Origin of the sequence: Vibrio sp. 10N, from assembly GCF_036245475.1 — a bacterium.
Classification (GTDB): Bacteria; Pseudomonadota; Gammaproteobacteria; order Enterobacterales; family Vibrionaceae; genus Vibrio.
In genome coordinates, this window is sequence record NZ_BTPM01000002.1 from 1,366,656 (window position 1) to 1,380,241 (window position 13,586).

The 13,586-nt window shown below is 48.1% G+C and carries 9 protein-coding genes and 1 pseudogene; 2 read left to right on the plus strand and 8 right to left on the minus strand.

From position 1 onward, the window contains the following. Positions 1-84 precede the first annotated feature (84 nt). Positions 85-1,144 (minus strand): annotated as a pseudogene (locus tag AAA946_RS22280) (AI-2E family transporter). Between the two features lie 256 nt (positions 1,145-1,400). Then, complete coding sequence (locus tag AAA946_RS22285; RefSeq protein WP_338166934.1) at positions 1,401-3,158, minus strand: sodium:solute symporter family transporter; 1,758 nt, start codon at positions 3,156-3,158, stop codon at positions 1,401-1,403. 411 nt (positions 3,159-3,569) lie between these two features. Here AAA946_RS22285 and AAA946_RS22290 point away from each other — a divergent pair, with 411 nt between their 5' ends. Together AAA946_RS22290 and AAA946_RS22295 are read left to right on the plus strand one after the other, a co-directional pair. Further along, the gene (locus AAA946_RS22290; RefSeq protein ID WP_338166935.1) at positions 3,570-4,499 is read left to right on the plus strand and encodes a sugar kinase; all 930 of its coding nucleotides are present in this window, start codon (positions 3,570-3,572) and stop codon (positions 4,497-4,499) included. 14 nt (positions 4,500-4,513) lie between these two features. Further along, entirely contained in the window at positions 4,514-5,137 is a 624-nt protein-coding gene (locus AAA946_RS22295; protein ID WP_338166936.1) for a bifunctional 4-hydroxy-2-oxoglutarate aldolase/2-dehydro-3-deoxy-phosphogluconate aldolase, read from the plus strand. 72 nt (positions 5,138-5,209) lie between these two features. Here AAA946_RS22295 and AAA946_RS22300 read toward each other — a convergent pair whose 3' ends face one another. From AAA946_RS22300 to AAA946_RS22325, 6 genes are read right to left on the minus strand one after another with little or no spacing between them, the layout of a single operon-like run. Next, the gene (locus tag AAA946_RS22300; protein ID WP_338166937.1) at positions 5,210-6,532 is read right to left on the minus strand and encodes a lysine N(6)-hydroxylase/L-ornithine N(5)-oxygenase family protein; all 1,323 of its coding nucleotides are present in this window, start codon (positions 6,530-6,532) and stop codon (positions 5,210-5,212) included. Positions 6,533-6,571: 39 nt separating this feature from the next. After that, positions 6,572-9,277, minus strand: a complete 2,706-nt coding sequence (locus AAA946_RS22305) for a GNAT family N-acetyltransferase (RefSeq protein WP_338166938.1) — start codon at positions 9,275-9,277, stop codon at positions 6,572-6,574. A gap of 1 nt (position 9,278) precedes the next feature. Then, the gene (locus tag AAA946_RS22310; protein ID WP_338166939.1) at positions 9,279-9,875 is read right to left on the minus strand and encodes a nitroreductase family protein; all 597 of its coding nucleotides are present in this window, start codon (positions 9,873-9,875) and stop codon (positions 9,279-9,281) included. Then, a complete protein-coding gene (locus tag AAA946_RS22315; RefSeq protein ID WP_338166940.1) occupies positions 9,862-11,811 on the minus strand; it encodes an iron ABC transporter permease in 1,950 nt (649 codons plus the stop codon). The genes AAA946_RS22310 and AAA946_RS22315 overlap by 14 nt, the downstream gene beginning before the upstream one ends. Beyond that, entirely contained in the window at positions 11,804-12,811 is a 1,008-nt protein-coding gene (locus AAA946_RS22320) for an iron-siderophore ABC transporter substrate-binding protein (RefSeq protein ID WP_338166941.1), read from the minus strand. Before AAA946_RS22320 ends, AAA946_RS22315 begins: the two co-directional genes overlap by 8 nt. Then, complete coding sequence (locus AAA946_RS22325; RefSeq protein WP_338166942.1) at positions 12,808-13,581, minus strand: ABC transporter ATP-binding protein; 774 nt, start codon at positions 13,579-13,581, stop codon at positions 12,808-12,810. The genes AAA946_RS22320 and AAA946_RS22325 overlap by 4 nt, the downstream gene beginning before the upstream one ends. Between the last annotated feature and the right edge of the window lie 5 nt (positions 13,582-13,586).

Genomic DNA, 13,586 nt, shown 5'->3' on the forward strand with positions numbered 1-13,586 from the left:
CAAACCTGGCTAAATTTCATCCAATTAACATAAATATGCGAGGCACTTCAACTATTGAGTAAGAAGCGCCCCGACGAATAATGGTTAATGTTGAGACGAATCTCGCTCGGTCTCAGATGACACATCGTCGTTTTCTTCATCTACCCACTTCATGAATACCTGATATCCCGCAGTCAAAAACGCTGCACCGATAAACATGCCGAGAATGCCGCCAGACATCATACCGCCGATAGCGCCAATGAGTACCACAGGCATAGGGACACTTAAACCTCGCCCAAGCACCATAGGTTTAAGTATGTTGTCCACTAAACTAGCAGCGATAATCAAAACGGAAAATATAGTATTGTGCACGGTTGAGCCATCGGTACTCGACCACAACATAGCGACCGCAGCAATGGCAATGATGGTGACGGGTAACTGCGTAATCGCAAAAACTAACGCTATTACAGTAAAAAACGCCGCGGCAGGTACACCAGCAAGTGCGACTACCGCGCCAAAAATGATTGCCGTTAGAAAAGCGATACCCATAACGCCCACTGCCACTTGGCGAATGGTTGCCGTGGTCAAATGATACAGCTCAGGCCCTTTGTGTTCATCGGAAAAGCTATTAAATATCCGGAGCATTGCTTTAGTGCCGTCTTCAGCCTAGGCAAGCATGATGCCGGCAATAATTACCGCACCAATCAACAAAAACACACTCCCCGCGGCACCGCTGGCTTTATCAACAAACCAGGCAGATGCATTTTTAAGCTGTGGATGATACTTATCGATAAAGTTCGGCAAGTCTCTCGCCGCCTCATTCCATGCTGTATAAGCATCTTCACCAATAAGTGGCCAATCTTTCACCTTTTGAGGAGGCGCTGGAATATGAAGATCACCTTGCTCATAACTTTGGTAGGTCTGCAGAGTTTTAACCGCGAGTGAATTGCCCACCAAAGCGACAGGTGTACCCAGTACCAACACCCCTATCAAAGCGATGGCAATTGAGCTTCGCTTAGTTGTCCAACCAAACTTAGTCTTTAAGAAATTGCGCACTGGAAACAGGGCTATCGCTAGAACCAGCGCCCAAAGTAAAATGGGCAGAAAAGGAGCGAATGCCCACCAACACATCAGTACAATGAAGGTAATGGTAGAAAAAGCGTATAAGGGATGCCGTAAAGGCCTGAGATAGGGCTTGCTTAAGATTGTCCTTGTCGTTGTTGACTTAAGACTCCATTCTTTGACACGAATAATGATGAAAGTTTGACGACCATCGATGCTGATTATCTATGACCTTCGTAGCTAACCCACTGAACTACTTCCCTAAACAGTAGGCATACATCAACTATAGTCGACGAAAGTTAACTCTCAAGATTCGGCAAAAAGAAAGCCAGCATTTTCAAGCTGGCTAATCTGGAGAACTAGTCTGTAATCGGCTCCTGTGGGGAGGGCTGCACATTTCGCTGCCGGTAGAGGTGCGCTCCCGCTAACAAAATAGCTAAGCCGATTGAAACGAACACGCAGGCATCGGAGATAGAATTTGTTGTTATCGCGATTGATGCCACAAGAACACCTAAGATCTGACACATACGTCCAAGGTAAGCGCCTTGCCGAGTATCGACTTTTGCCTCCTCAGACAAGCTAATAGGTGTGTCTAAGTTCGCTTTTAGCAACGCGATTTCATCCCCGCGTTCACCTGAAGTTTCTCGATAGAAGCATCGTGTAAGGATAAAGAAGCCACCGGTTATCACTATATGCGCGATCAGAGTCATTGAAACAAGTAAGTCAACTGACTCTCGACTGGTGAAGCTAGTAGCTTCAAACCAAGGCAACAACCAATCCACATTGAAGACAAACTGCATAAAGAACGACACTGCCAATCCAACAGCAATCGTTGCCCAACCGGACCAGTCCGGTGTTTTTAACGTCACAAGTGCTAGCAAAGATGGGATCGCCAATGGCGTTTGCAATAGCGCGCCAAATAGCATCATGATATCGAAGAAGCTATATTCCTTAATGGACGCAAACAGCAAAGCTGCCAAGATACAGAGCAAGCCATTAACCACGGTTGCAACCTTGCCAACAAATAACTGCTTTTGTTCTGTTGCTTTAGGATTGAGCACCGATTGATAAACATTTCGCACAAAAATGCCCGCATTTCGATTCAAAGCAGTAGTCATGGGAGCAATGGTGGCCGCAAGCATTGCTGCAAGTACCAAACCAAGCATTCCTGCGGGTAGGAAATGATCAATGTAATAAACATAAGCGGCGTTGTTTGCACTCTCAGCAAGCTTAGGATAGTGCGCCATAAGATCCACGCCCATCGCTGCGGTTACCCAGGGAGGAACAAACCACATAACTGGACCAAAAATAAATAGGATACCTGCGAACATAGCTGCTTTTTTCGCTTCTCTCTCGTTGGTTGTCACCAAAAAACGATAGCAAGAAAGTGCGTTATTCGCGCTAATCGTTTGCTTGAGAAGCATCATCACCACCCAAAGCCAAAATATTTGCCAATAGCTAATGTCTGCTCCCATGTAATTATCAGCAGGATAGCTATTTATTAATGACACTGGGCCACCGACCTCAAGCAAAGCAAAAGCCCCAACCGACATGGTAATCGCAACCAGCAAAATGAGCTGAATGACATTGGTTGCCGATACTGTCCAGGAGCCGCCACTCGCGGCAATGAAGGTCACCAATAGGCCAACACCAACAATCGTAACCACAAGATCAATGTTAAAAACCGCTGCAGCGAAAAGGGCTAAGCCGTTTAACCAGATCGCCGCGGACATAATAGTCAAAGGAAAAGAGAGCCAGGTATAAACTTGCTCAGATACACGCCCAAACCGAACCTTGATCGCTTCCATAGCAGTTTCGACACGCATCTTGCGATAGCGAGCAGCAAAATACCAAGCCGCCACTAAAAAGCCCAAAGCATTGCCCCAAAAAATGAACAATACTGTAAGTCCATCTTCAAAGGCCTTAGCGGCAGCCCCCGTAAAGGTCCAAGCCGAAAACTGTGTCATGAAAGCCGTGGCTCCAGCCATCCACCACATCATTGCCCCACCGCCACGAATGAAGCCGGAACTATCTGTAGCAAAACGCTTAAACGCCAGGGCGGCGAACAACACAAAAGCAAAGTAACCGACAACAATTGCACCATCAATGAGTTCCATACCGCTCCTTATGCATCATGGCTTATTCATTTTCTGTGATAAGTTCCAATGGCTTCGTCGCCCACACAGAGCTCAAGAACCCGCAATGATGAAACTCGACCTAAATCACACTTAGTCGCTTAGAGTAGAAATATTACTACCATAACTTCAATTTATGCTGGTAAATTAGAACACATTAAAACAACGTTTCAAATAAAATTTAGTTATCTATTTGTTTCTTGAAAGACGTGGGGGATCTTAGAGCTGTTGCGATCAAGACCTCTCAGAGCAACGTCAATGTGGTAGGTATACCACCACAGTAATGCCATCATAAAAAGAATCAGTTAGTTACACTAAATCAGACTCTTACTGCCCAGTTTCATTTCATTAAGAACAAATGAAACTGGTTACTCTCAAGCTGGATATTTAACTATGAGCCAATACAAAATAGCGATCATCGGCGAATGCATGGTGGAGCTACAACGCAAAGAAGATCTACTGAAGCAAAGTTTCGGTGGTGATACATTGAACACGGCGCTATACCTTTCTCGTTTGACGAAAAATTACAACATTTCAGTAAGCTACATTACCGCGCTAGGCAACGACCCTTTCTCATCTGAAATGCTTAAAGCATGGTCGGACGAAGGTATCGATACCGACCAAGTGTTGCGCCTAAACGACAAAATGCCCGGCCTTTATCACATCGAAACAGATGACACTGGCGAGCGCACCTTCTTCTACTGGCGCAGCGACGCAGCAGCCAAGTTCGTGTTTGATCAACCAGAAAGCCAATCTCTTGTTGAATCTTTAATGGATTACGATGCGGTTTACCTAAGCGGCATTACCTTGGCTATTTTGACCGACTCTGGACGTGACACTCTGTTTAGCTTCCTAGAGAAATTCAAAGCCAAAGGTGGCAGTGTCTTCTTTGACAACAACTATCGTCCAAAGCTTTGGGCGAGCCGCGATGCCGCTCAGCGCACGTACCTAGCGATGCTTGGTTTTACTGACACCGCACTACTTACCTTCGAAGATGACCAAGACTTGTTTGGCGACACATGCCTAGAGGAGTGCATCGAGCGCACTCAACACGCTGGTGTCAACGAAATTGCCATTAAACGCGGCGCAAAAGAGTGTCTTGTACTTAGCGAAGGTCGCGCAGAGTATGTCGCACCCAAGCCGGTCGACTCCGTGATTGATACCACAGCCGCCGGTGACTCATTCAGCGCCGGTTATCTTGCCAAGCGCCTAACCGGTGGCGACGCATTCAGCTCAGCCGCTATGGGGCACAAAGTCGCAGGCACAGTCATTCAATACCGCGGTGCTATTATTCCTAACACAGCAACGCCAACTCTTGATTAGTAGGACAAAGACAAATGACAACCCTAAACGAACAGCTAGCAAACCTTAAAGTAATTCCTGTCATTGCCATCAACAAAGTTGAAGATGCTTTTCCTCTAGGTAAAGCACTCGTAGACAACGGCATGCCATGTGCAGAAATCACCTTCCGCACCGAATGTGCAGCCGATGCGATTGCAGCGATGCGTCAAGCATACCCAGAGATGCTGATTGGTGCAGGTACCGTTCTTACTAATGAGCAAGTCGATCAAGCGATTGAAGCAGGCGTCGATTTTATCGTAAGCCCAGGCTTCAACCCACGCACTGTTCAATACTGCATCGACAAAAACGTACCCATCGTACCGGGTGTTAATAACCCAAGCCTAGTTGAGCAAGCGATGGAAATGGGTCTGCGTACATTGAAGTTCTTCCCAGCAGAACCATCTGGTGGTGTGGGAATGCTAAAAGCGCTGACAGCTGTGTATCCAGTGAAATTTATGCCAACAGGTGGTGTAAGCCTGAAGAATGTCGATAACTACCTATCTATCAAGTCTGTATTGGCATGTGGCGGCACTTGGATGGTTCCAACGAATCTTATCGACGAAGGTCGTTGGGAAGAGCTTGGTCAGTTGGTGAAAGACGCGGTCGCTCACGTTAACTAATCCAACATTTAACTAAATAAAAGCAGCCCCACAAGCATTAGCTTGTGGGGCTGCTTGTTATCTGCATGGCGACTAACTCGATAAATCCATCTCGGCGACCTTAGCCCTGTTCTCTTGAACTGAGTTTAAGCCCCACTCCATCACGTTGCTACTATCGCCATGATGATACAGCTCATCGCCATTAGCATGATTGAGAATTTTCGCTGCTCGCCACGCCGCAAGACTCAATTGTGGTTCAATAATTCCATGGTTATGAGTACCTGAATTCACAACAAACAACTTGTTATCACAAGGCTGCTTCCAAAGGGCTGCGTACTCAGAATTAAGTAGCGGTCTAGAAAACTCATCCAATTGCAGCTTATCGGCAATGCCCTGAAGGCAGGGTGCCAACACTCGCTTAAAGCCTGTACATAGAATCACAACGTCAGCTTCAAGTACTTTCTCGTGTTCCGTAACGCCATGACGAAGCCGTAACTGATGTTGCTTACCTGACAAATCTAGCCCCACAAGCTCTTGATGCGGCTGCACTGTCCACCACTTTGGATTTCTCAACACATACTTGTCGTGATACAAACTCTGATAGATCGACGACAAACAGTCATCGGTGATCCCATCACTGGTGAGCTTTTGGCGAGACACCTCACGCGCTTGACGCTCCTTGTCGAGATAGTAAAACTGATTCACATAATCCGGCATAAAAAACTGGTCGCTAAAACAGCTTTCATCTAGCCCTTCTAGATTTGCACGGCGTGACATCCAATCAAGTTGTCTCGGCTTACCAAAATCACCGGCAAACACATGCTGAAAGATATCCGCACCTGTTTGCCCACCGCCGATGATTGCAATGCGTTTGCCCGTTAAATCTGGCTTACGCACCATCATTTCGTGGGCATGGAAACAGTGATCGCTAAGCTTATCCTGCGCGCACTCCGGCACCGCAGGCTGCGTCCCTGTGCCAACAACCAAATGACGGCTGGTTACCGTCTCACCATTTGCAGTAATCACAAAGTGATCATCGGCAAAGCGCACCTCACTGATGTCAGTGCCGAATTGGGTATTAGGGAGCTGTTTGGCTGTCCATGCCATGTAATCGGAAAACTCTAACCTCGATATCATAAAATCACCACGCGCGGTGAAAGGGTAAAATTTTTGGTTCTTCACCAAGTAATTCATAAACGTGTAAGGGCTGGTAGGGTCTATGGCCGTGACCAAGTCTTTTAAAAACGAGGTTTGCATCTTGGCGTGATTGAGCAGTAGCCCAGGATGCCAAGCAAATTCAGGTTTACGTTCAAAAAATTGGCTTTTTAACTCTGCCTTGGGTGCAGCTAACGCTGCGATACTCAAGTTGAAAGGACCTATGCCTACTCCAACCAAATCAAAATCAACTGTTTTCATTGTATTTTTTCCTAGCCTGATACGTACTCTCTTATCCACTTAAATGGCATAAGCATCAAAGAAGCGCTGTCGTCGACATTGCAGCATCGCTGCTGTTTTGTGTGGAAAATCAAAATCGAAAAGGTGTTCAAATCCTATTCGCTCTGTCAGTGTCAACACTTTTTTATTATCTGCACGAGGTTCACCCATCACATTTTTAGTGTTGAGATTGGCCAAGAAGCAATAGTGCACGATGCTTCGCGACCAAGCGGAGAAATAACGCCAGCCTCGAAAACGTGAATTCGCGGACAGCATATGAACGCCGCGGTCAAACTCATCGACATCATAAAATGGCCCTAGACGATCTTCTGCAGTCCAATAGATCTCGAAGTAACCAAAAGGGATGCCATCAAACTCACCGATGACCGGGAACTGGTGAGGATCGCTTTCCATCTTGCTCAAGTATTGCTGATGGGACAGCTTAGACCCGCTTAACTCCCAAACCGGCGCTATCACAGGATCGTTGTGCCAGCGATGGAAACCATTGAGATCTCTTGGTAGCTGCGCTTTTCTAAAACACACCACTCGCTTCTCTCGGTAGAGGTAACGCTGATAGAACACATCTTCCGGCTTGTCGGGGCGGGTTGGATATTGAATTCCGTGCTCGGTTAGCTGCTGTAATTGCACACTCGGCTGGCAATCAGGATAGTGCCAAATTGGCGCGTGTTGCAGAAATGCCGAGCGGCTAAGCAGACCTTGCTTGTCAAGAACGTCACCCACTGATGACGGCGCATCTGGGCACTCAATCTGCGCTGCATCGAAATGATAGAAAACATGCTCTATGGCCGACCACCACACCAAGTCTTGTTTCGCTTCGATTGTCACCGTCACCAAATCATCGCAAAGGCTAGCACTGACTCGGCCGCGCTCAATCGAATCAGAAACCAATGACCACTCATTGTGCTGGGTTTGATAAACACTGATGTAACTGCCATCGGGCAGTGGCTTAGTACACTTAGGCAGGTTTTGCCCTAAAAGTGGGTTGGTAATGTCACGATAAATCTCAGCAGGATTCGTCAGTGTGGCTTCATTATTTTCTTCTAGGAAGCATAGGAAGTTTCGTTTCCAGCGTAGAGTCGGAGAACCCAGTAAATAGTCATAGAAAGAGGGATCCAAAGGATGAGCCGCTGCCAGTCGAGCCAAGTGCTCTCGGCACACCTCATACAATTTTTCTTCTGTAACTAAGCCACCAGCGGCAATCGCAGACACCGTATTCATCAAAGAATTGCCGATAAGATAATAAGCAAGATACGGGTTCACTTGTTCACTCGCCATAAAGTACTCAGGATCAACGCTTTCAAACACCGAGGAAAAGCGCTGCAATGCCAACTCAGTGATGCCACTGCCCTGACAGTCCCGATACATCATGCCAAACGGCAGTCCACCTTCGATTTTAAGTACAATATTTTGCTGGTGAGCAAGAAGGACCAACCCATAGTCACTGCGAGCGATACACAATGGCGCCATCACATGCTGCATAAACTGCCCCATCCATAAACACGCAGCCTGCTCTAAGGTGATTGATTGCGTTGCTGCCACCTGCTTAACCCAGGTAACGACTTGAGGCTCACTTTGTTCGACACAAATCTGGTTCGCAGTCGCAAGAAGATGATGTCCCAGTGTTGTGTCATGGCTATTTTTGTCGTGATCCGCAATCGACTGATAAAACGGATTATGACGAAAACTCACTAATGGCAGATCCAGTTCGTGTCCTTGCTTTGAGCAAATAGTTACCCACGCGGGCTCTTCAATAAACGTGGTACAAGACAGCCTTTGCACTAGCTCCTGACCAGCCTCATGGCTCAGCAATTGACTAAACAGCGTGCCACGTCTTGCCTCTCGGGGTGTTAAAAGACGCAGTGAGTTGGTCAATTTGATGGGCAATGAGACCTTCAGCATCCATGGCATATTTGGGTGATAAATAGCACGGCAAGACGATGTCGCTTGCCAGCCACCACTTTGTAGCTGAAGATCAACAACACCACCTTTCAACTCTTCAGCCTCTTGAGACGCTCTCCAAGCCTTTGCCTGCAAAGGGTGCATGGGATATGGTAAATAATCGCCAGCCACAAGCCCCCTGCTCTCTTCTGGTACTGACAAAGCAAACAAGGTTTGCAAATGATGCTCAAAAGTCTCGACCTGCGCCTCGCCTACAAGCTGATCTTTTGCCACCGCAAACCATTCAATAGCAAACTCCGCTTCAAATTCAGGTAAGAAGTGGGCCTGTTCGCTGTGAGACAGTGGCGCGCAACTTTTCGGACTGGGGTGCATACTGTGGCCACCTACCAGCGCTTGTTCAGACTCGATGAATTTAGCTGGCGCAGCGACTGAGCCATGTCTTGCCTTATACGCTGACGCGCGTTGCATATAGTTATTCGAATCGCCGATGCGCTGAAGTAAGCGATCGCGCTTTTCTGAGCTTGCTATCTCGAAGGAACCAAGCACAAGATCCACCGCAATAGGAAAAGACACCTCAGATACTGAGCCATCATTAACGTGATAGATTTCTTGCGTATATCGATGGCGACCATTAGCAGAGACGTAGCTTAACGGTAGCCACAGGGTGCCGATAGAGAGCGAAAAACACGCGCATTTTTGCGATTTACCCGCGATGTCGGCCTCGATGACCCCTGCTTCGATAAACAGACCATCCATATCAACAAAAAGACTATTGAAAAACGATTGAAAACTGAGTGTATGTGCCATTTTATTTCTCCGTCATCCATGCACTTAACTGATTGGGGGCTTGCCACACTTGGGTGTATTGGCTCACGTTCACTCTTGGCTTCTGACGCACTTCAATCGGCGTACCAAAGACCATAAAGCCGACAGGATAATGCTCACTACTCAGACCGAGAATTTCACGAACACCCGGCAGTTCAACCGCATCCGTGGAGTACCACACGCCACCAAAGCCCAATCGATCTGCGGCCAGCAATGTCATTTGACACGCTGCGGCCGCAGACAGGATCTGATCTTGTTGGCTCACTTCTTTATGTGTTTGAACGCGCGCCGAAATCAACACCAAACTCGGTGCCTGACTAAGGTAGTCCGCCAGTCGATTAGCTTGTGCGGCTGTGACCTTGGCATCATGACTTAGCCAGGCGTCTCGTAGATGGCTGACTAAATTGACAATGTGGTCGCTTTCAACAACCAAGAAATGCCAAGGGCGTAAACGACCATGATCCGGAGTGCTCATGGCAGCTTGCAGTATGGCCTGCATTTGCACCTTGTCGGGTGCAGGCTTGCGCATCTCATGAACATGATAAGAAACGCGCTGATAAAGGGAGTTAAGTTCGTGCATATTGATATTTTCTGTAGCCAACTAAAATAAGAATTAGGAAATAGACACTGCCTAAAATTGACACCATCAAACCCGCCGCAATTTCATTCGGGGCGGTCAAGGTGCGTCCAAGGCCATCGGCCCAGACCATTAACGTGGCACCAATAAGTGCAGCAGCGGGAAGAAGATGTTGATGTCGATATAGCCCCATCATTCGAGCGCAGTGAGGAGCCAAAAGACCCACAAAACTAATCGCGCCAACATGAGCGATAGAGATAGCAGTAAGCCCAGCAGCGATGGCCAGCAACCACAAACGATGTTTAGCGATAGGCACGCCAAGTGCCACCGGTAGTTGCTCCCCAAGACTGAGCACATCCAAACTGCGCAATAAAGGAATGAGCGCTACGCAAAGTCCAATCACAACCCCAAAAAATGGGACAAGCTTGTCGATAGATGCACCGTAGGTAGTGCCCGATAACCACATCAAGGTCACTGAGGTAGTACTGCTGCCGAAGGTAAGCAAAATATGGGTCGCAGTACCGGCAAACGCAGAGATCACGATGCCAAATAGTGCTAATTGAGCAACACTTAGTTGCTGTTTTAAGCCCCAAGAAAGCATAGCAAGCACCAACACAGCACCAGCCAACGAAGCAAGCGTCAGTACGATTTGCGAAGCGCTGGGTTCGACCACCAGCACACAGGCAATGATCAACACTGAAAAAGCGCTCACACCGGAGATGTCAGGACTTGCCATCGGGTTTCGAAATAGCGTTTGCAATATCACCCCCGCACAAGCGAGTCCGACTCCGGCAACACTTGCTAGTAGAACGCGTAAGTTATCCCAATAGCCAAGTAAACCGTCGTTAGAACCATAATAGTGATTAGAATGTCCCCAAAAGTGCGCGCTAAAGACAAACGCTAAAGTAAGCAGAAACAAGGTTTTCTTAGGTTTTAAATGAACAAACGGTGACAGCGTCAAACCATGTTGGTCACTTGCCGATGCGACTTGTCCACGGCGACGTAAAAGGAGTGAAATAAAAAATGGCGCGCCGATCAGGGCAGTAAACACTCCGGTAGGTAATCGATAGCCTATCACTAGCATACCGCGAGAGCACCACTCAGCAATGAGCACCAAGCTAGCGCCAACCAACACAGACAAAAGCCATAGCAACCATATACTGCGGTTCTCATTTGCTCTCATATACAGCGCTCGAGCGATATGCGGCGCCATAAGCCCTACAAATGCCACCAGACCCACGAGTGCGGTAGCCAGAGACGCCTGCGCGATGGCCAGTGTAAGAATGCACCAACGCCATCGACTCACCGCTACCCCTAACGACGATGCATGTGTGTCACCGAGCAAAAACAGGGACAGCTTTGGCAATACCAATAAGGTCGCGAGCAGCAACAAACCGATGATAGGGGAGTAAGTCGCAACGGGAGAAATACTGGTTTGCAGCACCTGCCCGCTACCCCACAGGAACAATCCATCTGTCTGATTTTCAAAATAAAGTAGCAACACAGATGACACTGCGCCCGCTCCAAGCCCAAGTGCCATGCCCACTAAAATAATTGCCAGCTGTCCACCGCCAACCAAACGGCTCACCGCCATTACGATACCCGACAGCAGCAAGGCACCAACAAGCGCCCCCGCCCAGACCACAACAAAGCCACTCTGAGGGAATAGTATTTGCGCCAGCACCGCACCAAGCAGCGCACCCGATGCAATGCCTAAGGTTGAAGGTGAGGCAAACTCATTATTAAGCGATACCTGGATGAGCAGACCGGAACTTGCGTGCAATGCACCAATCATTATTGCCATCAGTGCAGTAGGTAACCACACACTGTCGAACATGGCTTGCGCCACCATGGGATCACCAATAGACGGTAAGATCGTTAGGTATCCAACCAACGCCAGCACCAATAATCCGAAAAGAGGTAGAAACGTCTTAACCATGCTCTGCCCCACTGAATTGTTCTGCACTGCCTTCAGGCGAATGAGTATCTAATGAATGAGTATCTGGTGAATGAACGCTTTTTAGATTAGCGCTATGAGAATGCGCTTCGATTGCCTGTGTAAAAGCGCGAGCCATACGTTCAATGGATACCGGACCACCAAAACTCCAAAGCGGCTCTACCGGCTCAATATGTTGATCGCGAACGAAAGGCAGAGTCTTCCACACTGGAGAAGCCGTGATGTACTCACTATTGGCTTGATCGCCCGCTAACAGAACCAAGCTATTGTTAAGCTGGGGCAGCTGCTCGATGGTCAGATGGGTAAAGTCTTTACCTGGTAGAGCTTGAGTCCAGTGATAATTTAGCCCCAAACGGCGAATGATTTGCCCTGCTAGACTGTTGTCACTGAAGACCCGAAGTCCGTAGCCCATGCCAACAAACTTGGCATAGGTGATTGGTTGAGAATATTGCAGGCGCTGGCGAAGCTTGGCGAGCGTTTGGTACAACGCCTCGACTATCACCTCTCCCTGCTCACTATTACCAGTCACCTTCGCTATGGCTTTGAACACGCGTAGTGATTGATCAAAGTAGTTAAACGATCTCTCATCACTCGACGCATATTGCCGGTAAAGCAAGGTAGGCGCGATTTGCTCAAGCTGCGGCAGTAACCGCTGATGACGAAATTGATAACCAACTATCAGATCCGGTTTCAAGCTAGCAATAGCAGCGAGACTTGGCTCTTGGCGACGGCCAATATCCAATACATGATCACCAATGGCAGGATGGTTGGTTTGCCACTTTTTATAACCATTGATTTGCGGCGCACCTATGGGCTCAATGCCCAGTGTCAGCAACATTTCAGCAACGCTCCAATTCAGCGCTACTACCCTTAACTTAGGCTTATCAACACTCACACAGGTTGCCAAGCATACCTGGTTTGGGATTTGAGCTTGGCTCGACGTCGCGACCAACATTATTATCGCTACCCAAAACGTTTTCATCGCTGCGCCTCCGGCCACAAAATCAACTGACCATCAACGTTTACCTGCTTAATCGGTGTGTGGTAAATGTCGGAAATCACGCTTGGTGCCAACACCTCACTGACCTTACCTTGCGCAACCATGCTGCCCTCGGAAATCAGCATCGCATTATCACTGTAGAGCTTAGCTTGATTGAGATCGTGCAATACCCAAACGACGGTTTTGCCATAATCAGTATTAAGCCGCCTTACGATGGTGAGTAGATTGATCTGATGAGCAATATCGAGCCATGACGTGGGCTCATCCAACATGAGAATTGGCGTATCCTGAGCCAGCACCATGGCCAGCCAGCAGCGTTGGAGTTCACCACCAGACAGTGACGTCAGGGGCGTATCTCGGTAACAAGTGACTTCGGTCTCTTGCATGGCCCACTCAATCAATGCTCGATCTTTATCATCACTTCGCTGATACCAGCGCTTATGTGGGTGACGACCGAAAGCAACAAGCTCTTTCACCGTTAAGGTGGCTGGTAGTGGGTTTCGTTGGGGCAATAACGCCAAAGAACGCGCGAGATGTGGTTTAGAGAGGCTAGAAAGTGGAGCACCTTCTAGCGTCACGTCACCGCTTGTCGGTGCGCGCAGTCCACTGACAATAGAAAGTAGCGTACTTTTCCCTGAACCATTCGGACCGACCAATGCAGTCACCTCCCCTTTCGGGAAGGTGCCACTGACGTCGCTCAGTAAGGTTTTACCCTGAATATCTAGATTGAGGTTGGAGAACTGTAGCGACATAACGG

What these genes read in the sequence shown, in the direction of transcription:
- AAA946_RS22285 (WP_338166934.1), bottom strand. Translation starts at nt 3,158, where the DNA reads ATGGAACTCATTGATGGTGCAATTGTTGTCGGTTACTTTGCTTTTGTG.
- AAA946_RS22290 (WP_338166935.1), top strand. Translation starts at nt 3,570, where the DNA reads ATGAGCCAATACAAAATAGCGATCATCGGCGAATGCATGGTGGAGCTA.
- AAA946_RS22295 (WP_338166936.1), top strand. Translation starts at nt 4,514, where the DNA reads ATGACAACCCTAAACGAACAGCTAGCAAACCTTAAAGTAATTCCTGTC.
- AAA946_RS22300 (WP_338166937.1), bottom strand. Translation starts at nt 6,532, where the DNA reads ATGAAAACAGTTGATTTTGATTTGGTTGGAGTAGGCATAGGTCCTTTC.
- AAA946_RS22305 (WP_338166938.1), bottom strand. Translation starts at nt 9,277, where the DNA reads ATGGCACATACACTCAGTTTTCAATCGTTTTTCAATAGTCTTTTTGTT.
- AAA946_RS22310 (WP_338166939.1), bottom strand. Translation starts at nt 9,875, where the DNA reads ATGCACGAACTTAACTCCCTTTATCAGCGCGTTTCTTATCATGTTCAT.
- AAA946_RS22315 (WP_338166940.1), bottom strand. Translation starts at nt 11,811, where the DNA reads ATGGTTAAGACGTTTCTACCTCTTTTCGGATTATTGGTGCTGGCGTTG.
- AAA946_RS22320 (WP_338166941.1), bottom strand. Translation starts at nt 12,811, where the DNA reads ATGAAAACGTTTTGGGTAGCGATAATAATGTTGGTCGCGACGTCGAGC.
- AAA946_RS22325 (WP_338166942.1), bottom strand. Translation starts at nt 13,581, where the DNA reads ATGTCGCTACAGTTCTCCAACCTCAATCTAGATATTCAGGGTAAAACC.